This window comes from Chryseobacterium sp. T20 (genome assembly GCF_047345655.1).
Classification (GTDB): domain Bacteria; phylum Bacteroidota; class Bacteroidia; order Flavobacteriales; family Weeksellaceae; genus Chryseobacterium.
Genome location: NZ_JBLFDU010000001.1, coordinates 98,997 through 120,484 on the forward strand (window position 1 = coordinate 98,997; position 21,488 = coordinate 120,484).

Consider the following 21,488-nt stretch of genomic DNA (forward strand, 5'->3'; position numbering starts at 1 on the left):
AAAACTGTTCTTGCACAAAATATACAAGAACAATGATTAAAACTTTATTTTATTTTTATACCAGGGTTTCTTTAAAGAAAGGGATTGCTTTTTCCAAAGCTTGTCTTACGGGTTCCGGCTGATCGTATAAATCATAATGGGAATATCCTTTTACCACAACCAGTTCTTTCTTTTCAGAGGCTGCACGGCGAACAATTTCATACCCGTCTCTGAATGCTCCGAAGCCTCCCGGCTTATCACCGATAACAACAAGAATAGGCTGTGTTAATAGTGTTTCAGCTAAATAGAAAGCATCCCAACCCATTCCAACGCCCATACGGGAATATACTGCACTGGTGGCTCCGCCTACGGTTTGACCTCTTGATGTTTTGTAATAATCTGTTGCTTCCAACACATCAATATCTTCAATGCCTGCAGATTTACCTGCTTCAACAGATTCAGGAAGCATATTAATGGTTAGCAGATCTCCGCCCTTTGCTTCAGCGCTTCTCTGTGCTGCCACCTGGCTTAATACTTCCATTGGGCTTCCGCCAGCAAATCCGTCTCTTAATAATCTTCCAAAGTTTACTCCGGTAATAGAAACTACGGCTTTGATACGACGCTCCGTCATAGCGATATTCAATGAATAGGCTCCTCCACCGCAAACGCCAAGGATTCCAATATTATTAGCATCTACGTAAGGTAATGTTTCCAGATAGTCGATTGCATAACGTACATCATCCGTACGCTGGTAAGGGTTTTCAATATATCTTGGGGTACCGCCGCTTTCTCCCTGGAAAGAGGCATCAAATGTTAATACAACGAAACCTGCTTCTGCTAATGCTTTACCATAAACATTTCCCGCAGTTTGTTCTTTACAGCTCCCAATTGGGTGCATGGTTACAACGGTTGGATATTGTTTATTTTCATCAAAATCATTTGGAAATTGTAAAATACCTGCATTCTCCCATGCTACGTTTTTGAATGTTATTTTTTGTGTGCTCATTTTGTTCTTTTTTATATATTCAAATTTACCTCTTATCCCCTGCTTAAATAGGAGACATTTTACTTTAAAGCGGAGACATTTTACAGTTATGATTATATATTTACCAGCATGTTAGTTGCTAGACATATGACTTAAACCTCTTTAGAAACAAATCGTATCTGCTGCAAGTACTAATCATCCTATTTCTCCCATTTCCAATAACAATTATATCCTTGCAAAGCCTGTTTATTAGTTGTACTTTAAAATAAAAACTCCCTCATAGATTTTATGAAGGAGTTTATTATTTAAACTAATTTTTCTTTAAAGAAAGGAACTAACTGTGAAACAGCTTCGTTAACATAGTTTTCTCTGTCATATAAAGACATGTGATTCGCTCCTTCTACAATGTATTTCTTTTTATCCGTAGTGGCTGCAATATTCAACAGGTCATCACTCATCCATGCGCTTCCTGCTACGCTTCCTACAATGGCAAGAAGTGGTTGAGTAAAGAATGCTTCTGCTTTGTTATAGGCATCATAAGAGATAATTTGAGTTAAGCTTCTTGCTGTAGCAAACCCTGGAGCTGTAGGATACTGGCAACGATCAGTGTGATAGTATTCCCATGCTTCTCTTAGTTCTTCATTAGGAGCATCTTCTTCTTTCATTGGTGCTAAAGGAAGCGTTTGAGTTCCTTCTTTTGCATCAGCTGTTCTTGCATTTGATCCAGCGATTAAATAAGGAAGTGCATCTGCATCTTTTACATTATTTTCCCATCCGTTACGGAACATGGAACCGATATTGACAGCACTTACCATTCCCACCGCTTTGATTCTATGATCGTTGATGGCTGCATTGGCAGTATAACCAGCTCCTGCACAGATTCCCATAGCTCCGATATTTTCTGTGTCTATATAAGGAAGCGTTGTTAAATAATCAATCACCGCACTTACATCTTCTGTTCTTATATAAGGGTTTTCCAACTGACGTGGCTCTCCTGTACTTTCTCCTTGATAAGAAGCATCATACGCGATCGTAATCAATCCGTTTTCAGATAGTTTTTTCGCATACAAACCTGCAGTCTGTTCTTTTACTCCTCCACCTGGGTGAGATACTACTACTGATGGATATTTTTTGTTCTGGTCAAATCCTTCAGGAAAATATATTACTGCTGATAGGGTAATTCCTTGACCGTTTCCGTTTTTAATACTGATTTTTTCTTGTGACATGATTTTAAATTTATATTTGTTAATTATTATTTTTCTTTTTTGATAGATCAAAGTTACGAACATATATTGCTCTGGAACGGAGACATTTTACTCAATAAAAGATACATTTTACAGATTGAAAATTTTTAGTACTTATATTATCTTTAGATGAATTCTGATTCTTCAAGCCATACTTTAATCCTGGGTAATTCAGATGCTATTTCATTTTCACTTATGGACAATACTTCTAAGACTGTCGCTCCCTCAGCAAACTCTCTGATCTCATTTACACTTTTCCCGGTACCATACCCTTTGTGTGTATTGAAGGGAGCTATTGTAATCCCACGAAAGTCATTTTCTCTGAGAAAGGATCTGACTACGGGAGGAAGACGACTATCCCAAACCGGGTAACCCAAAAATACGGTATCATAACTTTGCATATTTAAGTTAACCTTTTTGAAATCAGGAAGTATCTTTCCTTTATTTTGTCTTGACATCTCTTCTATAGCTGCCTGAAATCCTTTTGGATAAGGCACAACCGCTTCTATATTCACAACCTCAGCAGCGATATATTCATTCATCAGTTCTGCAATCTTTTTGGTATTTCCTGAGTGCGAAAAAAGAATGATTAAGTTTTTATCTGTTTTCATTGATATCGGATTGGTTTCTGAATGTTTTAGGTGATAAACCTGTTTTCTTACGGAAAAAACGGGCAAAATAGTTAGGATAATCGAACCCTAGACTATAGGATATTTCACTTATGGATAGGTCTGTATTTTTTAACCTGTCTTTTGCCTGTACCACAACATAATCGTGAATATGATCAATAGGAGCTTTTCCCGTAAAATGCTTAATCAGGTCTCCAAAGTAATTGGGGGAAAGAAAGCTTTTCTGAGCAAAAAAAGCTACAGAAGGTAATCCTTTGAGACTTTCATTCTCCACGAAATACTCCGTCAAATTTTTATGGAACTCATCGATTACTTTGTGATAAATATCTTTTCTGGTGTCAAACTGTCTGTCATAAAAATGTCTTACATAGGTCATGATCAGGCTTACATAGGAAATAATGATGTTTTTCGAGTAATATTTCTTTTGAAACTCAACATCAGCTTTTTTAAACAGATCCCATAAAATGGCAACTTCGTCTTCTGTAAGGAATAGGGCTTCGTGGTTGTTGTAATGCACAAAATTATAATCCTTTGAAAATTTTTCCAGATAGCTGGCGCTTATCATGATGGCATATCCACCCATTGGAGATTTTATATCCCATTCCAACGAATTCTGTGGACAGTCTACGTACATATAAGCAGAGTCTGACATATCCTCCAAATGCGGATTGTTTGCTCTTACCGCATCACTTAAATGAGGTTTAATAGAAAGCAGGTAGAAATCAATCGCTACTGTTTCAGATTTCAGTCTTATATTTTCTTTACCTTCAAAATTGACAATATGAAGATCGTCACTTTTCAGATCCCCGACATTGAGGTATTCATTAAATTCTTTGATCCCAAATATTTTCATTGCTCCTTTGTATTTCTTTTCTGAAACAAAATTATAAACAAAGGGTTTCACAGACCGGATACAAAATACTTTAATACGGATACATTTTACTGATGCGAAGAAAAGGGGCTTAATTTCGTATCCAAATTGGATGAATTACGATTCATTATTTAATCTTTTTCTTCGGCTGGCAATCAGATTTCGCCCTTGGATAACTCTCAGATACCGTTTGTAGGAGATAAATTTTTCCTTACCAAAACCATGCTGTAACACATACATAAGACTTCCAAAGCCTATTATGATAATATACCCAAGCAGTTTTTTATCGGATACCAGAATGGCATTGATCTGAATATTTTTAAGCCCTTGCAGCGCTGCTGTCTCATTAAGAATCATCCCATCCAGATAAACAGCCATATCTCCGATGCTGATCACCTGAAATCTATATTGAAGCCATGAAAAGAGTGCTCCAAAGAATGCCGTTGAAAGAAAGGATCTCCATACCAATGCCAGTCCTATAGCAGCCATCATTTCACCCATATCCATTTTATCCATCATATAGAACCAGATTCCGATATATAAAACTGTCATTCCATATCCTTTTAAAAACATAGGCAGATACCATCTTTCGTAATTCATTTCAGCAACCATAGAAAGATAGAGGATGATACAATATCCCAACAATGCTGCAAAACCTGTTAAGACAAAAAGTTTTATTTCCAGATTATTCCTGAACCAGAAGCTTCCTAAAATCCCTGCTGCCAACATCCCCGGAATCATAAGAAGACTAAGCTTTGCATTAGTCATAAGATCATACCCCAACACCGTGATGGCATACGTATTCTGCATGCTTGAAACTGCCATAAACATTCCTGTTAAGAGAAACATCACCAGTCCACTATAAACATTTTTCTTTTTGAATATTTTGAATGACATATAAGGCCTTTTCAAAATGGTCTGTCGGTGTACCAGAAGTAAAAAGGAAACTAAAGCAAATATGACAGCATATGTAATCCGTTCTGAATTTAACCAGTCCTGTTGCTTTCCAAAAGACAGCACATAGGATGAAAACATAAATGCTGAAGAAAAGAGCAATACACTGACCCAATCGATGTAATACAGTGGTAATTTGAACGAAAAATACTGATTGTGCAGAAAAATCCAGCACAACATTGCCATAATCAATGCAGCAGCAGAGATTAGGATATAGAAAAACTCCCAATTGTATAGGTGAGAAATATCTGTAGCCAGATAATTCACAAGCTGACCTGAGCCTAATGCTATCGGATACAGGATTGAGTAAAACTTTCCTCTGTGCCCATCGGGACTGAGCATGATCATCAATGGGCCCAACAGTTCTATTAAAATGAATATTTTCAGTGCTCCGATGATGAAGGCTGTTGCAATAATAATCTCGGGCTGATCGATTGTTCCACTGATGAAACTCAATACTGCAATTCCTACAAATATTAAGGTAAGTTTATTTCTTACTTTAAATCTTGCCTTAAATCTTAATAATAATGGCATTACGGCACCCATTCCGATAGTGCTGGCATAACTTGCCATGGTAAAATACTCTGCCATGGTTCCCATACTGCTGTTCATGAATGGAATGTTTCCTGTATTGACTCCGGTAAGGGAAAAGCTAAATACTGCCAGTGTTAAAATCAAAAACTGCTGAACAGGTTTAGGAACCCAACCGGCAAATAATCCTTGGTTGTACATTTTTTATTGGCGATATAAAGAAAGCTTTAATCAATCTCTAAAAGATAAATTTTGCTTCCTGTTTTCAGATGCGTACCCAGACTGTACTAAGCCCAGGGAAGAACAGAAGTAATGCATCTGTTCTTCCTACATCTATATAAGAAATTTAAGAGAAGTTATCTACTTTTTCTATTTACAGGTAGATTCTATGAATATTGTTTCTGTGAGAGCTGAGATATGTCTTTTACCTCCAGAATACGTTTTGAAAAACCACCGAGTGATGCATTAATCATCGCTTTTCCTACTTCTTCCAGCGTCAGGAAGTAAGTTGTACTGAACAATCTCAAAAAGGGATAAATAGCATTAATGAATTTATAGAAACCTTTTACATTCTTTGCTCCAGCTGTTGGCTTCATAAAAGCAGGTCGGAAGTTGTACGCGTCTAGTGACAGCTTCATCAAGTCATTTTCGGTCTTTCCTTTTATTCTTGCCCACATTTGCTTTCCTTTTTCGCTGCTATCCGTTCCCCCTCCTGAAACGTAACAGAAAGTCATTCCCGGATTAACCAGTGCAAGTGTTTTAGCAAATCCCAAGGTGAGATCATAAGTCACTTTCTTATAGTCTTCTTCTTTCATTCCCACCGATGAAACCCCAAGACAAAAATAGCAGGCATCATATCCTTTTATTTTCTCGCTTACAACTGAGATATCACTTAAGTCTGCCTGTACAATTTCTTCAATTTTAGGATGGGTATAACCACTGGACTTGCGGTTGATCAGCAGGATCTTTTCTACTTTTTGATTGGTAATGCATTCCTGCAGTACTCCTTCACCTACCATTCCGGTAGCCCCTGTTATGATTACTTTTATTTTTGACTTCATCTGTATAGTATTTTTTGCGTTAATATTAAACACGTCAGGGATTTCAACTTATAATATAGAATCATTCCCATTTGCTATGTCAAATGTACAAATGGATTGCTCTTTGAAACGGAGACATTTCACTCAATAAAAGATACATTTTACTGATTGTTTGTTTTTAGTTTTTCAAAGATTTCATATCAATCACGAAACGGTAGCGAACATCCCCTTTTTCCATTCTTTCAAAGGCTTCATTTACATTTTGGATATCGATCATCTCAATGTCTGATACAATTCCTGTTTTGCCACAGAAATCTAACAATTCCTGAGTTTCTGCAATGCCTCCGATGACAGATCCCACTACAGAACGTCTCATATATAATGGAAGAGTGCTGAATTTCTTTTCAAAATCACCAAAATATCCTACCAATACCAATGTTCCATCAGTTGCCAGCGTGTGCATATAGGGTGTGATATCATGATCATAAGGAACGGTATCAATAATCAGATCAAATTTTCCAGCAACAGATTTCATATCCGTGTCACTGGTTGATATCACCACATGATCTGCTCCAAGTCTTGTGGCATCAGCAGCCTTCTCAGCGCTTCTTGAGAACAGGGTAACTTCTGCTCCAAGCCCTTTTGCCAGCTTAATTCCCATGTGTCCCAATCCTCCAAGACCAATGATAGCTACTTTTGAGCCTTCTCCTACTTTCCAGTGTCTTAGCGGTGACCAGACAGTGATTCCTGCACAAAGAACAGGCGCAATAGCAGCTGCATCTACATTTTCGGGTACCTTTAGAACAAAATCTTCATCTACCACAATCTTTTCTGCATATCCACCATAGGTTGAACCTCCTAAATGTTTATCAGTTCCACCATAAGTTACGGTAAAACCGTTCAGGCAATATTGCTCCAAATCTTTCTGGCAATTTGGACATGTTCTGCATGAATCCACCAGACAACCTACGGCAACCAGATCACCAATACGATATTTAAGAGCTTCCTTACCTACTTTTGTTACTCTTCCGACAATTTCATGCCCCGGAACAACCGGATAGGTAGAACCTCCCCAATCATTTCTTGATTTATGCAGATCTGTATGACAAACTCCACAATATAAGATCTCAATTTCTACATCTTTGGGCAAAACTTCACGACGCTGAATATGCATTTCCTCTAAAGGAATATCCTGTGCTACCGTACCATATGCTTTTACTGTAAATGAATCCATATTTTTGTTTTTTTTAATTATTTTGATGTCGAAGACATCTTGATTTATACGGATACAAAGCTAAAAGCATTGACGCCCTGAATTAGAGTACAAATTACTTTTTTATAGAAACATTTTACTGATGCAAAACAAGCCTGTGTGGTTTATTTTCATTACGAACCTGTAAATTGTTTCATTCTTACTGTAATAAGTTTCATTACCTCATGAAGTATTTGCTTATTTTTGAATAAATAATACAATGGCGAAATCCTATAACATACCATCCTTTTTAAAGTACATTAATGTGCAAGGCTCTAATAGTGATGCTATTCAGGTAATTCATTATGATGAGCATGAGAATTTACTTTTAAAATCTCCTTCTGTAGAACTGGAGTTCTATGTGATTGCCATTAAAAATAATATTGCAGTACAGCCACCTGTTGAAGAAATGTCAAGCTCCTGTCTTTTTCTGGATAAGCCCGGAAATAATATGGAATGGGACCTAGAACACACTTTTATAGGATATGGGATTTTTGTCAATCCGAAACTGCTGGATAAATTTGCCAAAGATTATACATTTACAGGGTATACACGTCATGAAGCCTTGTTTCTCACAGACCGTGAGAGTAAAGTTCTGTATGATCTTTTTATAAAAGCTTATGAAGAATATCAGCGTGAAGATTTTTCTCAGGATGTTTTGGTTTCGTATGCTGTTCTTATTCTTTCCTATACCCAAAACTTTTACGAACGTCAGTTTGAATCAAGAAGTAAAGTATACAATAAAGTAGTTGCTGATTTTTATAAGGATCTGGACTGGTATTTTGGAAAAGATAATGATATAGATGCCTTTCCTACTGTTGCTTATTTTGCAGACAGAGCGCATCTTTCTGTCAATTATTTTGGAGACGTTATTAAACATTTTACAGGACAGTCGCCAATAGAACATATTCATCAGTATATTATACAGTCCGCAAAGGCTAAACTTAGAGATACAAAGCTTAGTATTAATGAAATAGCGTATAGTTTAGGTTTTGAATATCCTACCTATTTTACCCGGTTCTTCCGGAAAAAAACAGGAATCTCACCCAAGGTATTCAGAAATCAGTAAAATGTTTCCGTTTTAAAGTAATTTGTTTTCAAATAGAGCATCAATCTCAACATAACTTTGTCTTATCAAAATGAACAAACATTTAATAAGACAAAATATGAAACCAGAATCAAGATACTTTAAGAATAATGAATTGAGTACAGCCGCTAATATCTATATTCCGGAAAATTTTGATACCACAAAAAAATATCCTGCCATTGTGGTAGGTCACCCTGCCGGAGGTGTAAAAGAACAAACCGCAGGAATCTATGCCGAAAAAATGGCTGCGAAAGGATTTATCACCCTTGCTTTTGATGCTTCTTACCAAGGAGATAGCGAAGGAACACCACGTCATCAGGAAAACCCAAACTTCAGAATAGCAGATATAAGTGCAGCAGTGGATTATTTAACCACCTTACCTTATGTAAATGCTGATCAAATAGCAGGAATTGGAATCTGCGCCAGTGGTGGATACTTTGTTGCCGCAACAAAACAAGATCATCGCATTAAAGCTTTAGCAACTGTGAGTGCGGTTGATATCGGTGAGATGTATCACAAAGGATGGAATGGACAGGGAGGAACAGTAAATATTTCTGAAACATTAACTTCTGCCAATAATCAAAGAACAGCAGAAGCCAATGGAACTGATCCCATTTATTTAAATTGGGTGGGAGAAAGAAATGAAGCCTGGGGAAAAGAAGCCACAGATGGATACGACTATTACAAAACTCCAAGAGCACAACATCCTAATTCTACAGGAGAATATCTGTTAACAGATTTACCGGGTCTTATTGCGTTCCATGCTTTTGATCGTGTAGATACTCTTCTTACACAACCTTTACTTATTATAGCCGGCAGCCATGCCCTTTCAAAATGGAACAGTGATTTTCTGTATGAAAGAGCTGCCAGCAAAACAAAAGAACTTTTTATAGTAGATGGAGCCAATCATTTTGATCTGTATGATATTCCAATTTATGTGGATCAAGCAGTTGATAGAATCAACACCTTTTTTGAAACTACTCTAAAAAGCAATTCATAAAACAAATTTTATAACAATAAAAATATTAAAAAATGAAAAAGTCAGTAAAATTCAAAGCATTGTATTGGGATATAGCAGCAGACCTATTATTCCCGCCAGATTTCGATGAAAATAAAAAATACCCTACCATCATCAGTACGCACCCTATCGGAAGCTGTAAAGAACAGACTTCAGGAAATGTCTATGGACAGGCATTTGCTGATGCAGGATTTGTAGTTTTAGTTCCAGACGCTTCTTTTCAGGGAGAAAGTGGTGGTGAACCGAGATTTTTAGAAGATCCGTCATTCCGTGTAGAAGATTACAGCTATGCCTGTGATTATCTGGTAACTCTTCCATTCGTGGATGAAAAGAGAATCGGTGTTTTAGGAATCTGTGGTGCTGGAGGTTATTCTATCAATGCCACAATGAAAGAACGTCGTATCAAAGCTGTTGCAACGGTAACCGGAGCTAATTATGGCCGTGTAATGCGTGAATTCGGTGATCCGATTGCAAATCTTGAAGCCATTGCAGAGCAAAGAACAGCAGAGGCAAGAGGAGCTACTTTAAGAGTAGATCAAGGTCTTTATCCTACTTATGAAATGGCTAAAGCTGATCATAATGCAGACATTGATCTTCTGGAAGCAACTGAATATTACCGTACTTCCCGTGGTGAGAGTGCCAATGGAGTAAACAAAACATTATTCTCCCATAATGCTGCTGCCCTAACCTGGGATGCCTATAACCTTGCTGAAAAATTATTAACACAACCATTACTAGTGATTGTGGGACGTAAACCAGGAGCATTCGGAGCCTATAGAGATGGATTTGAGATCATTCGTCGTGCTGCTTCTCAGAAGAAAGAATTAGTAGTGGTTGATGGCTGGTCACATTATGATCTTTATGACAAACCGGAACCAGTAAAAATTGCATTGGATAAGCTTATCCCTTTTTACAAAGAAAATTTATAATTAAATAACAAATGGGGTCAGATGAGTTCTGACCTCATTGTTTAAAACAACATAAAAAATGGAAACAACAAAAGTTTTGGTATTGGGTGCAGGAGGAGCTATTGCTCGACATGTCATTGAATTCCTTATTCCCAATAAAGATATTTCATTAACATTATTGGCCAGAAATGCAGATCACGTGAAGGAGTATGCCTCATCTTCAAGCATCATTCTTGGTGATGTCCTGAATCAGGATGATCTTACAGCAGCCATAAAGGAAAGTGACATTGTATATGCCAACCTTGCAGGACAAGTAGATAAAATGGCTTCAGCAATTGTCAATATGATGGAAGCCAATGCTAAAAAAAGACTCATTTTCGTAACCTCCCTTGGGATCTATGATGAGGTTGCTGGTAAGTTTGGAGAATGGAATAACCGGATTATTGGTTCTGAGCTGGTGAGATACAGTAAAGCGGCTCAAATCATTGAAAAATCCGATCTTGATTACACCATTGTCCGTCCTTCCTGGTTAACGGATAAAAATGAGACCGATTATGAAACAACACAAAAGGGAGAACCTTTTATTGGAACTGAAGTAGCCCGAAAAGCAGTTGCAGCTTATATTGCCAATATTATAGAGCATCCTGAAAAAGATGTAAGAGCCAGTGTAGGTGTCAATAAGCCTGGTATTTATGGTGACAAACCATCATTTTATTAAAACAAAAATCTCCGTTCTTACTATTAAGGATTGAGATTTTTGTTTTAATTATACCAATAACAAGCACTATCATTCAAAATGACTTTATGTATTCTTACTATTTCATGTTAATTAAAATTAAGAACTAAACTTAACAAGATTCAAACCAAAACAATCAATTCTCAATATCATTATTATCAACCACATACATCTAAAACATATTCCAGATCTTTTAAAAATTGGTTCGATGTTCCAACCAGCAAGTTCACAAATAGTCAAAAAGGCGCCAACTAAAAATAGTTGGCGCCGTTTATTTTATTTTCAGAGCACCAAACAAAGCTTCTTTGAGGGATAAGATCTTACACTAAAATATAGGTTCAGGCGATAAACTTGGGGGCCATGCAAAAAGTTTGGTTAATCTGAAGAGAAAAAATGTACGATCTTTGACTCCTCTAAGTTGTAATCTGAAGTTTTTTATTTTAGCATTGAAAGATTCAGCAGCATTAGTGCTTCTTTTGTCAAAATAATTCAGGATATCTCTGTAATGAATCATAACAGTCTTTCTTAAAGTGAAAAATGATCTAAATCCTGCTTCTTCAACCTCTCTGAACCAATGGGCTAATTTAGTCATGGCCACAGATTTTACAATATTCTGATTATAAATCTTTCTAAGACCATCGGTCAGTGCATACGCTTTTTCCAAATCAGGGTATTCTCTAAAAAGTATTTCAGCCCTTTGTTTCTGAGACTCCTTCCATTTTTCCCTGCTTATGTACAACAAATACCTACTTCTTGCCAAAAGCTGTTTCCGGCTGTCATCGTTTCCAAAAACTTCTATGATGATAGGCTTATTATCTTTGGAATGATTTTCAATGAGTTCATTTTCTCTTTCAATAGCTTCCCACCTGTACTTTATTCTCATTTCCTGAAGAGCTTCTGTAGCGAGTTTTTGAACATCAAAACGATCAATAACCTGAGAAGCATTGGGAAAACATCTTTTAGCAATACGTTTCATAGAACCTGCCATATCCAAAGTAATCTCCTTTACTTTTTTGCGAAGCTTTCTGATGATTCTTAAAAGATGTTCGATAACAATATCACTTTTAGTCCCTTTCACAATGGCTACAATGCTCCCTTTTCTCCCCTTTGCTTTTTTGGAAGTAAGGACACTGTAAAGTTCACCATCAGAAAGAGCAACCTCATCTAATGATAAAGAATCTGAGAGATTGCAGAAATAAAGAATCCAATCTCCGGCATGGGGCTTCTGTTCCCAATTCAAATAATCACTGAGTTTGTTTTTGGAAAGTTTTTGGAAAGTTTTTCCATTGATACCAAAAAGATCAGCAATAACCTGTAAAGGAAGGGCTTTAGTATCGGCTAATTTTTTTTAAGAATGTCGCAAAGTCTTTGGTCATTCGGGTTCCTTTAGAAATAAGCTCCCAGTCTCTTTGAAGTATTTCGCCTGATGATTTATCAGTCCATCTTCTTCTTTTTATATGAAGTTTCACGATTTTTTCCCTCAAAGGATAATCATCTACGGTAATTTCAGGTACAAAGCCTTTGGACTCTATTAAACGATCTGAATATTCATGGGAAATGATATTCTTTTCTTCAAAATAAATATGAAGTTCTGTATTATGCTGTTCCGCTTTAGTAATATCAAAGTGTTCTACCAAAAATTCTGGCAGTAGTAATTTAAGAAGTTCATGATCGCTTATCATATTACAAAGATACTCCAACTAAAAATGCCCCCAACTTTTGCGCATGATCCAAAAGCACTCGATTTAGTTCCTTAACAGAAATTTTGGGTACAATAATTTTCCACAACTTAGTTGAAGTTCATGAAATTATAAGATAAGAGATTCAATTAAATACCATATGAAAATTTAGTAACCATTCTATAATACATTACTTCATAATTCAGTAGTAATACTGAATTATTTTCACCAGAATTACATTAATATTGTTTTGTTGATAAAGTATTAACTATTAAATCTAATTATTGGTTGCTAAAAGCAAAAGAAGATTACACAATGTTTAAAAATTTAAAAAAAACAATTTGGAAAGGAAAGATGCTCAGCAAATTAATTAGATAAATCTAGATATTTTATCTGATTTAAAATCAATTTAAAAACCATATAACAAGATAAAAACATGGATTACATTAGAAAAAATGGATGGATACAAAATATCGATCCTTCAGATCAATCAAAAGGAAATTTTAGAAATGAAGAAACCTATTGGTACGCTGTAGGAGTTTACTTCCTTCAGCAAATACCAATTTCAGAACCAACTAGCTGGTGGTTTTATGCAGCTATTCATGGTCAATATGTAACTGAATCAGCTAAAATAAAAAACAAGAATAAATATCTCAATTGGGATAATATTGCCTACATTAATCAAGACATGATTAAAGATTTTCCCGATAAATCTATTCAAGAAAAATATTGGGATCAATGTCAACACGGAACATGGTATTTCTCGGCTTGGCATAGAGGATATTTGGTGTCTTTAGAAAAACTATTAAGAGATGTTATTGTTTCGAAAGGAGGGCCAGAAGATTGGGCTTTACCATATTGGGATATTGTAAATGAAAAATCAATTCCGTTTGAATTTACCGCTGAAGCTAAATTTATTTTTGATGGAAGCGAATTAAAAAATCCATTATATGTTAAGGAACGTTATGGTACAGGAATTGACAATCGTGTTAATAATAATTGTCAAAATACTAATTTTTTTACATCCATAAAAAATATAATAGTTGGATATGGTGGCGGTAAGACTAATTTTCCTCATAATGGTAATTTTACTGGTAAACTAGAAAGTAATCCGCATAATATTGGTCATGTTGAAATTGGCTCAGAAAATACAGATAACCAAAGTGGTCTAATGTCTGTACCCAATACGGCAGCTTTAGATCCTATATTTTATTATCATCATTCAAATATTGATAGATTATGGAACTTATGGAATAAAATGAGAAATAAGAATCCTGTAGTTCCAAATTGGCTTAATGGTCCTGCATCAATGGGTGATCGAATTTTTATTATGCCATATCCAAACAATTGGGAATACGCTCCAAAAGATGTTAATGATGTAAATCAAATCAATGTACAGGGTGAAAATTACAGCTATAATTATGATAATCTTTTAGAAATTTTAAAAAATATGGAAGGTATTGATAATCAATTATCGGAAAACGAAAATAACCAACCTGAGCTTCTTATAGCTACAGAAAATGTTAATATTTTTAATACCAAGGTTTTTCAACCGGAATTTTCTTCAATTAATAATTTACAATTAAGCAAATCGAATAATATTGATTCAAATAGTAAATACTTTTTATTATTAGAAGGTGTAAAAGGGACTCGTGATTCAAATATTATCGATGTTTTTATTGAGGATAAATTGGTTGAATCTATTGGTCTATTTGGCTTGTCCTCAGCGAGTAACGAAAATTCTCATCATGCTGGAAACGGACTAAATTTTAGCATAGAGATTACCAACATATTAAAGACTGTCAACAATTTAAACAATATAATTCAGTCGGTACGTCTTCAATTAGAAAATGATTTAAACAAAGATTCATTAACTATCGACAGAATTAGTATTTATAAATTATAATATCAAGCCATTTATGATAAAAAAAATACTATGGACGGTGAGTATTATTACCTGGATTATACTTTTGTTTAATCCAGGTAATATCATGACCATTGAACACTGTCATGTATCATCAGCGGGTTCGTCTATGCAATCTTTCGAAATGTTATTAGAAATGAACCCTATATCTAATCAACTTTTAGGATGGACATTAATGGTGATCGCAATGATGTTACCTAAATTGATTTCACATCTTGAATTATTGAGTTTTCAGACTTTATCAAAATATCGTTTCACTAATTGTTTAAACTTTATTGTAGGATATTTAGCGACATGGTCTGTTGTAGGGTTTGGAATGGTGTGGATTATTATAGGGCTTAATTTAAAATTTCCAAACTCATTTGTCCCTGCAATTATAGTTGGAGTTTTAACATTAATATGGCAATTCTCACCTTGGAAACAGATTTTTTTAAATAAATGCCATAAACAAACGATAGTAAGTTCAAGATTTTTAAAGGGTATTTATGAGTCTTTTAAATATGGGGCCATACATGGATTATATTGTGTTGGTGCAGGTTGGGGATTGATGTTATTCCCTATGCTTTTACCTGTGGGGCATAATTTAGCCATGATTTTAGTAACTATTATTATGCTAACAGAGCATATGGAACATCCTCGAGTTCCTAAATGGGAAATTAATTTCAGACTAAAATTTTACAAATTTATATGGTATAAAGTTGGATTTGTAAAATAGTGTAATAATTTTTTTTAGTTATCACTAAAGAATCTTATTGCAATTAAAAAAAATAATCAATTAAAAAATAATTAACTAAATAACCATGAAATTAAAATTTAAAAAACTGATGCTTTTGAGCATTACAACAGCTACTTTACTGGGGCTTACATCTTGTAAAAAAAAGACTTACTCTACAACTAAAACAAGCTTAGTAAGTATTTTTGAAGATTACAATAAGAATAACGAAATTAAAAATACGGTTGATACCATAGTTCTTGACAATGATCAAATGTTTGTTGACTGGTCTTGGCAAAAATTTTTATGGTTAACGTCAAATACCGAAGATAATGTTCCTTTATTTATGAAAGAATTAAAACAGGTTAATGATTTTGGTGAAGAAATAAAAATAGATTCTTTAAAAAAGAAAGGATTACCATCTTCATACATAAAAGATGGTAGATTACCATTAATCTTAGATTTGTATCAACAAGCAGACGGAACAAAATTGAGCAGCAAGAGCAACTCTCTTGTAAGATATTCGATACATGCTAATGACGGAATATTAGAGATGTTTAATTCAGCCGATGCATCATCAATTATTAGCCAAGCAGCTGAAATACTAAAAAATGACAGCTTAAAGCGTTCTATTCGTGAGAGTAAAAATCAATATCCAGTTGGTGCTACCGAAATTAAAATAGCTTGGATAGAAACATCTCAAGTGGTAGATTCTAGTAAAACTTTTAATATAACTGCAATTGTTAATCAACCTAATAAAAATTTTTACGAAAATTATAATAACGCTGAGCTAAAAAGAATGTCTATGATTGGTTTTCATATATTTACAGTTACAGCAGAGCACCCTGAAGGCGTATGGTCAACTTTTGATCAACGAGATTTAGCACCAGATAGAACAAGTTTTCATGGAGACCCTGTAAATTCTAAATCAGATAAATACACATTATTCGATGGAAACTCTGTTGGGAATACAGAAGATGGAATTATTCAAGATAAAACCACCCTTACTCCAAAAGTTAAAAATAAAGTATTTCAATCCTATCCTGAAGGAGTTAGATACAATCAGGCATCTCAAGGAATGGACGTTATTAAAGAAGATGAAGAGTTTGTTAAAATGATTAAATCTAGTAACGAATTAGCTAAAAAAACCCTTACGAATGATAAAGTTAAAATATGGACAAATTATAAATTAGTTGGCTCTATATGGTCAAAAACTAATGCTCCAATTAATGAGTTGCTAGATGGAGATTTATCAAAACCATACGGTACCGGTAATGGGCAAAGTTTTGGTAGTTTAGATTTAGCAAATGTCACTATGGAAACCACATTCCAAACAGGAGGAATGAATTGTTTTACTTGTCACTCGATGAATAATAATTTATATAGGACAAATACATCAAAAAAAATAAATGTTAAGTCTCCTTTGATTAACTCACACTTATTCGAAAAATATGCAGAATTAAAAGCAGCATTATTAGCAAGTCAAGGAGCAGCCAAAACTGACATTAATAAAAAATCGAATACTAATACAATAAAATCTTATAATAATATAGATGAAATTAATAATTTAAAAAATAACATAAGGGAATCATCTCGTGAAGAAGCTAGAGAATTACTTAAAAAGTAGTTATAATACCCTTAGGTAACAATATATATACTTAAATGTATCACGTTTCATCTTTACATAAATCCTATTAACTACGTACAATTAAAATATTCTTCGTAAAATTTCTATGAAAAGGTGGAAGCCAATCTAAGTAAAATAAAGTAAAACTATTTCAACTTAGATTATTTCAACTATTTAAAATTATATTGCAAAAAATCTTCATAATTAGGAGAAATTTAATGCTAGATTTGGAATAGCCAATTCCTGTTTAATTTGGCTCAAACGAATCAAATCATCAATAAAAGTGTTTGAAGATACGCTCGTTAAGGTCACCAAGAGCCAAAAGGTGCCAACTGAAGACAGCTGGCACCTTTTTTTATTTAAAAATTATATACATTAAAGTATATAATTGCTTTATTTATTGCCGTTAAGTAAACCTGCTATTTTCTTGCTGATTTCAACTGCTACAGGACGATGGCCTGCTTCCAGAGCCACGACTGCTATAGAAGCATTCAACTGAGGAATATAAACGGCATCTGTTCCCAATCCGCCTCCGTGATTGTACGCTAAAAACCCTGCATACTTAACTTTGCGGATACCAAGACAATAGTTGATTTCCAAATTTGGCGGTACATCGGTTGTCATCTGAGCGAGAACATTTTTGTTTTTTATAATCTTACCACCAAAAAGTTGCTGAAAAAAAATAGCCATTTCTTTCACATTGGTTACAATTCCACCTCCGCCATACAAATCCCAAGAAGTATCAAGATTATAGGTATCCCATCCAAATTGATCCCAATATTGATGGGTCTGTGGAGCTGTATTTTCAAGTGCATTTTCAAATTTTGCAAACCGGGTAACTTTCAAACCTTGCTTTTTGTAGCCCAGCAGTTTTCTCATCGTTTTGTAATAGGGCTGGTGCGTCACATTCTCTATAACTTCAGTAAGTAATACAAAGTTGATATCAGCATAGTGAAAACCTTCGCCAGGATTTGACAGTGGTTTACCTAGTCCAGCTGCTCTTATGATCTGCTCCTCCCGTGTCCACGCATGTTGCGGATGTTCTCCGATAAATTTAAAATATCCTTCATCCACATAGTCTCTTATACCTGATGTATGGGATAAAAGATGTTTTAAGGTGATGCTGTTTGTATTGTAGCCAGCAGTTGATAATACCTGATCAGATTTTGAAGTAAGATATTTTTTTAGCGGTTGATTGATATCCAATCTTCCTTTTTCAGCCAATCGCAAGATGGTGGCCGCAACATAAGGTTTGGTTGTACTCGCAATCAGTATGGGCTGATCTGCTGTTAATTTCTGCTTTGTTTCCCTTTCTGAATATCCAACAGCATAACTGAAGGAAAGATTTTGATCCGGGGCTTCCACATATAATGCAAAACCTACAGCTTTTGGATCGGCAGCGTAAGTGGAGTCAACAATGTCTTTTATTTTTTGCTGTATATCTTGTGCGTACGAATTTGAAGCTGCTAGGATAATCAGAAATATGACCTTAAGATTTTTAACGGTGTTCATTATTATTATTTTATTTTTTGGGGGACAGAGTTATTGAAAAGCAGGAAATAAAAATTTGATTAAATATTGTTTCCTGAACTTTGTAAAGTTGTTTTTTACGGTTGATGTGGAGGTTAATTAAGCTGTTCCCTAAATTGCAGTGGGGTCAGTCCGGTTTTGTTTTTGAAAAGTTTATTAAATGATTGCGGATACTCAAATCCCAGCTCATAAGCAATTTCGGCAGCAGTAAGTTCCGATGTCGACAGCTTTTGTTTAGCAACTTCGATCAATTTAGCGTGGATATGCTGCTGTGTATTCATTCCTGTCATATTTCTTAGTAGATCACCCAAATAACCATATGATACATGCAACTTTGCTGAAAAATAACTAACTGATGGAATACCTTTCTGTGTTGATTCCTCATCTCCATAGTAATTGTTAAGCAGCGTTTCAAACCGCTCTATCAAAGGGCTGTTTATTGCCTTTCTCGTGATAAACTGCCGTTTATAATAGCGGTTACTGTAATTAAGCAAAACTTCCAAGTATGAAATGATCAGTTCCTGGCTTGTATCGTCTATTACTGTTTCGATTTCTTCTTTGATATCTTCAAAAATGTGCAATACTTTGTTCTTTTCTTTTTCTGAAAGATGAAGGGCTTCATTTATATTGTAACCAAAAAATCCGAATTTTGTCATTAACCTGGCAAGTGGATGCCCCGCAAAAAAATCTGAATGGATGAAAAGGCTCAATCCACTACAATTATCATCATCAGCGACCGCAAGAGCCTGTCCCGGAGCTACAAATATTAATCCCCCTTCATCAAAGTCATAGTACCCCTGTCCATATTTCAATTTGCCCTTCAAGTTACTTTTATAGGATACCATATAAAAGTCGTGAACAAGATATTTCACTTCTGATTCCGGAGAAATATCAGTGTGGTTTACAGAAACGATAAGCGGATGTAAAGGGCCGGCAACCCCCAGCCCTTTACATAAATCACTAATTGACTTAAAATAATGCAGTTCCTTTCTTTTAACTGATTTATCGATCATGATTTAATTTTAAGAATTTTTATTATACATGAATTGACCGTTTAAAATTAGCCATTTTTAACTACAATAGATTTTAACCCTCCAGTCCTTTTGCAATCTGTTTTCTGAATTCTTCAGCCCCGATGTTTAACCTGTGCTGATACGTCGATATGGCATCATTGCCCACCAGGTAACGGAGCTGGTCTTTACCGTCCGTTATGGCTTCGTAAACTACAGAGGCAATAGATTCAGGAGTTGAAAATTGAAGCGGACTTTCACTGTTTTCAAAACTTGCCAGGAACTTGTCAAACTGTTCTGAATAAGCTTCATGCTTACCAAGATCCAGCGACCTGCTCATAAAATCTGTAGCAATTCCGCCAGGCGAGATGGTCTTTACCTGGATATCATGGGCAGCAAGCTCGAAAGACAGGCTTTCGCTCCACCCTTCAACAGCCCATTTTGTCGCATGATAAATGGAAGAAAACGGGAATGCGACCAATCCGCCTATAGAAGTTGTGCTGATAATTAAGCCATTACGTTTCTCCCTTAAATGAGGAAGAAAAGCCTTTGTTACCCGGACAACTCCCAAAACATTAGTATTGAACTGTCGCGTGATTTGTTCATCTTTATACCCTTCTAATGGACCTGTCAGGCCGTACCCTGCATTGTTGAACACCACATCTACAGGGCCAATTTGAATAGCCGCCGCAACTGCTTTTTCAATGGATGAAAAATCTGTTACATCCAATGTAAGAATATGGATGTTTTTGATTTGGTTCAGTTCAGTTTCTTTCTCGGGATACCTCATTGTTGCAATTATATTCCATCCTTTTGATGCCAGTAATTTTGCAGTTGCCTTCCCCAATCCGGAAGAAGCCCCGGTTATAAATATCGTTTTCATTGATCTGCTTATTTGGATAGGAAAATATTGTTTGTAAACGCCTGATATTCTACTTCAGAAGTATTTCTTCGTGCGTTCAGAATAGGCTTGATGTCGTTAGTAGGAGAATAGCGCAAACGATCAGTTCCGTCAGTGGCAGCTTCGTAAATCGCTTGTACCACTTTTTCTACTGCATCAGTATCTGCAGCTCCCGCCATTCCACCATAAACTTTACCAATCTGCTCTAAAAAAGGAAGATAATCTTCGATCAATTGTAGGCCTAAACCTTCATCACCCATACGGTTCATAAAGCCGGTCTGCGGTGCTCCCCCCGGTTCAATGATTTTTGCAGCAATACCCAATGACATCAATTCATACCTTAATCCTTCAGTCCATCCCTCCAAGGCAAATTTGGATGAACTGTAAATCGAAGCCATAGGAAAACCGATGGCACCGGCACCTGAACTGATATTGATAATAGTACCTGATTTTTGGAAACGAAAATGAGGTAAAACGGCTCTTGTTACATCCATTGCCCCAAATACATTCACGTCAAATTGGGTTTGGATAGCTTCACGGGATGCACTTTCAAAAATTCCGAAAAGACCATATCCTGCATTGTTTACCACTGCATCAATATTTCCGAAGTGGTTTATTCCCTCAGCGATTGCTCTATCAATAGAATTCTTATCCTGAACATCTAATTGAGTAACAAAGATATTTTCTGACTTGTCGAGATTTCCATCTTTAGTGGTATCTCTCATTGTTGCGATAACATTCCAGCCTTTAGCAGCGAAATAATTTGCAGTTGCGGCTCCAAAGCCTGATGATGTTCCAGTGATCAATACTGTTTTGTTCATTTTTTTGATATTTAATTTGTTTAACACTTTTGATACTGCAAATATCTACT

The 21,488-nt window shown here is 35.5% G+C and carries 20 protein-coding genes; 7 read left to right on the forward strand and 13 right to left on the reverse strand.

The window, feature by feature from the left end:
* Positions 1–55: 55 nt before the first annotated feature.
* The 7 genes from ACMA47_RS00420 to ACMA47_RS00450 all read right to left on the reverse strand — a co-directional run bounded on the left by ACMA47_RS00420 (position 56) and on the right by ACMA47_RS00450 (position 7,467).
* Positions 56–985: an alpha/beta hydrolase gene (locus ACMA47_RS00420; protein ID WP_413928201.1), complete on the reverse strand. Its 930-nt coding sequence runs from the start codon at positions 983–985 to the stop codon at positions 56–58.
* Positions 986–1,269: 284 nt separating this feature from the next.
* Positions 1,270–2,190, reverse strand: coding sequence for an alpha/beta hydrolase (locus ACMA47_RS00425; RefSeq protein ID WP_027374036.1), 921 nt, complete (start codon positions 2,188–2,190; stop codon positions 1,270–1,272).
* A gap of 143 nt (positions 2,191–2,333) precedes the next feature.
* Positions 2,334–2,819 carry a flavodoxin family protein gene (locus tag ACMA47_RS00430; RefSeq protein WP_413928202.1) on the reverse strand — a complete coding sequence of 162 codons (486 nt, stop codon included), beginning with the start codon at positions 2,817–2,819 and terminating at the stop codon, positions 2,334–2,336.
* On the reverse strand, positions 2,806–3,690 hold the full coding sequence (locus ACMA47_RS00435; protein ID WP_061085624.1) for a helix-turn-helix domain-containing protein: 885 nt from the start codon (positions 3,688–3,690) through the stop codon (positions 2,806–2,808). Before ACMA47_RS00435 ends, ACMA47_RS00430 begins: the two co-directional genes overlap by 14 nt.
* 135 nt (positions 3,691–3,825) lie before the next feature.
* A complete protein-coding gene (locus ACMA47_RS00440) occupies positions 3,826–5,394 on the reverse strand; it encodes an MFS transporter (protein ID WP_413928203.1) in 1,569 nt (522 codons plus the stop codon).
* A gap of 185 nt (positions 5,395–5,579) precedes the next feature.
* Positions 5,580–6,254: an NAD-dependent epimerase/dehydratase family protein gene (locus ACMA47_RS00445; protein WP_413928204.1), complete on the reverse strand. Its 675-nt coding sequence runs from the start codon at positions 6,252–6,254 to the stop codon at positions 5,580–5,582.
* Between the two features lie 157 nt (positions 6,255–6,411).
* The gene (locus tag ACMA47_RS00450) at positions 6,412–7,467 is read right to left on the reverse strand and encodes an NAD(P)-dependent alcohol dehydrogenase (protein WP_413928205.1); all 1,056 of its coding nucleotides are present in this window, start codon (positions 7,465–7,467) and stop codon (positions 6,412–6,414) included.
* A gap of 238 nt (positions 7,468–7,705) precedes the next feature.
* Between ACMA47_RS00450 and ACMA47_RS00455 the strand changes: the two genes are divergently transcribed.
* The 4 genes from ACMA47_RS00455 (at position 7,706) to ACMA47_RS00470 (ending at position 11,216) form a co-directional block, all read left to right on the forward strand.
* Positions 7,706–8,554: a helix-turn-helix domain-containing protein gene (locus ACMA47_RS00455; protein ID WP_413928206.1), complete on the forward strand. Its 849-nt coding sequence runs from the start codon at positions 7,706–7,708 to the stop codon at positions 8,552–8,554.
* Positions 8,555–8,651: 97 nt separating this feature from the next.
* Positions 8,652–9,572: an alpha/beta hydrolase gene (locus tag ACMA47_RS00460; RefSeq protein ID WP_413928207.1), complete on the forward strand. Its 921-nt coding sequence runs from the start codon at positions 8,652–8,654 to the stop codon at positions 9,570–9,572.
* A gap of 32 nt (positions 9,573–9,604) precedes the next feature.
* A complete protein-coding gene (locus ACMA47_RS00465; protein ID WP_413928208.1) occupies positions 9,605–10,519 on the forward strand; it encodes an alpha/beta hydrolase in 915 nt (304 codons plus the stop codon).
* Positions 10,520–10,577: 58 nt separating this feature from the next.
* A complete protein-coding gene (locus ACMA47_RS00470; protein WP_413928209.1) occupies positions 10,578–11,216 on the forward strand; it encodes an NAD(P)H-binding protein in 639 nt (212 codons plus the stop codon).
* A 343-nt stretch (positions 11,217–11,559) separates the two neighbouring features.
* On the opposite strand, the gene ACMA47_RS00475 is transcribed toward ACMA47_RS00470, so the two are convergent.
* Together ACMA47_RS00475 and ACMA47_RS00480 are read right to left on the reverse strand one after the other, a co-directional pair.
* Complete coding sequence (locus ACMA47_RS00475; protein WP_413928968.1) at positions 11,560–12,543, reverse strand: ISL3 family transposase; 984 nt, start codon at positions 12,541–12,543, stop codon at positions 11,560–11,562.
* 19 nt (positions 12,544–12,562) lie between these two features.
* Positions 12,563–12,916 carry a transposase gene (locus tag ACMA47_RS00480; protein ID WP_413928210.1) on the reverse strand — a complete coding sequence of 118 codons (354 nt, stop codon included), beginning with the start codon at positions 12,914–12,916 and terminating at the stop codon, positions 12,563–12,565.
* 433 nt (positions 12,917–13,349) lie between these two features.
* On the opposite strand from ACMA47_RS00480, the gene ACMA47_RS00485 reads away from it, so the two are divergent.
* The 3 genes from ACMA47_RS00485 (at position 13,350) to ACMA47_RS00495 (ending at position 17,176) form a co-directional block, all read left to right on the forward strand.
* Positions 13,350–14,819 carry a tyrosinase family protein gene (locus ACMA47_RS00485; protein WP_413928211.1) on the forward strand — a complete coding sequence of 490 codons (1,470 nt, stop codon included), beginning with the start codon at positions 13,350–13,352 and terminating at the stop codon, positions 14,817–14,819.
* A gap of 13 nt (positions 14,820–14,832) precedes the next feature.
* Positions 14,833–15,552, forward strand: coding sequence for a DUF2182 domain-containing protein (locus ACMA47_RS00490; protein ID WP_413928212.1), 720 nt, complete (start codon positions 14,833–14,835; stop codon positions 15,550–15,552).
* An 85-nt stretch (positions 15,553–15,637) separates the two neighbouring features.
* Positions 15,638–17,176, forward strand: coding sequence for a hypothetical protein (locus ACMA47_RS00495; RefSeq protein WP_413928213.1), 1,539 nt, complete (start codon positions 15,638–15,640; stop codon positions 17,174–17,176).
* Between the two features lie 393 nt (positions 17,177–17,569).
* Here ACMA47_RS00495 and ACMA47_RS00500 read toward each other — a convergent pair whose 3' ends face one another.
* From ACMA47_RS00500 to ACMA47_RS00515, 4 genes are all read right to left on the reverse strand, one after another.
* The gene (locus ACMA47_RS00500; RefSeq protein WP_413928214.1) at positions 17,570–18,688 is read right to left on the reverse strand and encodes a serine hydrolase domain-containing protein; all 1,119 of its coding nucleotides are present in this window, start codon (positions 18,686–18,688) and stop codon (positions 17,570–17,572) included.
* A 113-nt stretch (positions 18,689–18,801) separates the two neighbouring features.
* The gene (locus ACMA47_RS00505) at positions 18,802–19,719 is read right to left on the reverse strand and encodes a helix-turn-helix domain-containing protein (RefSeq protein WP_413928215.1); all 918 of its coding nucleotides are present in this window, start codon (positions 19,717–19,719) and stop codon (positions 18,802–18,804) included.
* 73 nt (positions 19,720–19,792) lie between these two features.
* Positions 19,793–20,599, reverse strand: coding sequence for an SDR family oxidoreductase (locus ACMA47_RS00510; protein WP_413928216.1), 807 nt, complete (start codon positions 20,597–20,599; stop codon positions 19,793–19,795).
* 8 nt (positions 20,600–20,607) lie between these two features.
* On the reverse strand, positions 20,608–21,438 hold the full coding sequence (locus ACMA47_RS00515) for an SDR family oxidoreductase (protein ID WP_413928217.1): 831 nt from the start codon (positions 21,436–21,438) through the stop codon (positions 20,608–20,610).
* Positions 21,439–21,488: the final 50 nt, after the last annotated feature.

Excerpts from the sequence above, each read along its gene's own strand:
- ACMA47_RS00420 (WP_413928201.1), bottom strand. The coding sequence starts at position 985 with ATGAGCACACAAAAAATAACATTCAAAAACGTAGCATGGGAGAATGCA.
- ACMA47_RS00430 (WP_413928202.1), bottom strand. The coding sequence starts at position 2,819 with ATGAAAACAGATAAAAACTTAATCATTCTTTTTTCGCACTCAGGAAAT.
- ACMA47_RS00440 (WP_413928203.1), bottom strand. The coding sequence starts at position 5,394 with ATGTACAACCAAGGATTATTTGCCGGTTGGGTTCCTAAACCTGTTCAG.
- ACMA47_RS00510 (WP_413928216.1), bottom strand. The coding sequence starts at position 20,599 with ATGAAAACGATATTTATAACCGGGGCTTCTTCCGGATTGGGGAAGGCA.
- ACMA47_RS00485 (WP_413928211.1), top strand. The coding sequence starts at position 13,350 with ATGGATTACATTAGAAAAAATGGATGGATACAAAATATCGATCCTTCA.
- ACMA47_RS00500 (WP_413928214.1), bottom strand. The coding sequence starts at position 18,688 with ATGAACACCGTTAAAAATCTTAAGGTCATATTTCTGATTATCCTAGCA.
- ACMA47_RS00445 (WP_413928204.1), bottom strand. The coding sequence starts at position 6,254 with ATGAAGTCAAAAATAAAAGTAATCATAACAGGGGCTACCGGAATGGTA.
- ACMA47_RS00505 (WP_413928215.1), bottom strand. The coding sequence starts at position 19,719 with ATGATCGATAAATCAGTTAAAAGAAAGGAACTGCATTATTTTAAGTCA.
- ACMA47_RS00425 (WP_027374036.1), bottom strand. The coding sequence starts at position 2,190 with ATGTCACAAGAAAAAATCAGTATTAAAAACGGAAACGGTCAAGGAATT.
- ACMA47_RS00470 (WP_413928209.1), top strand. The coding sequence starts at position 10,578 with ATGGAAACAACAAAAGTTTTGGTATTGGGTGCAGGAGGAGCTATTGCT.
- ACMA47_RS00435 (WP_061085624.1), bottom strand. The coding sequence starts at position 3,690 with ATGAAAATATTTGGGATCAAAGAATTTAATGAATACCTCAATGTCGGG.
- ACMA47_RS00465 (WP_413928208.1), top strand. The coding sequence starts at position 9,605 with ATGAAAAAGTCAGTAAAATTCAAAGCATTGTATTGGGATATAGCAGCA.
- ACMA47_RS00460 (WP_413928207.1), top strand. The coding sequence starts at position 8,652 with ATGAAACCAGAATCAAGATACTTTAAGAATAATGAATTGAGTACAGCC.
- ACMA47_RS00490 (WP_413928212.1), top strand. The coding sequence starts at position 14,833 with ATGATAAAAAAAATACTATGGACGGTGAGTATTATTACCTGGATTATA.
- ACMA47_RS00455 (WP_413928206.1), top strand. The coding sequence starts at position 7,706 with ATGGCGAAATCCTATAACATACCATCCTTTTTAAAGTACATTAATGTG.
- ACMA47_RS00450 (WP_413928205.1), bottom strand. The coding sequence starts at position 7,467 with ATGGATTCATTTACAGTAAAAGCATATGGTACGGTAGCACAGGATATT.
- ACMA47_RS00515 (WP_413928217.1), bottom strand. The coding sequence starts at position 21,438 with ATGAACAAAACAGTATTGATCACTGGAACATCATCAGGCTTTGGAGCC.
- ACMA47_RS00495 (WP_413928213.1), top strand. The coding sequence starts at position 15,638 with ATGAAATTAAAATTTAAAAAACTGATGCTTTTGAGCATTACAACAGCT.
- ACMA47_RS00480 (WP_413928210.1), bottom strand. The coding sequence starts at position 12,916 with ATGATAAGCGATCATGAACTTCTTAAATTACTACTGCCAGAATTTTTG.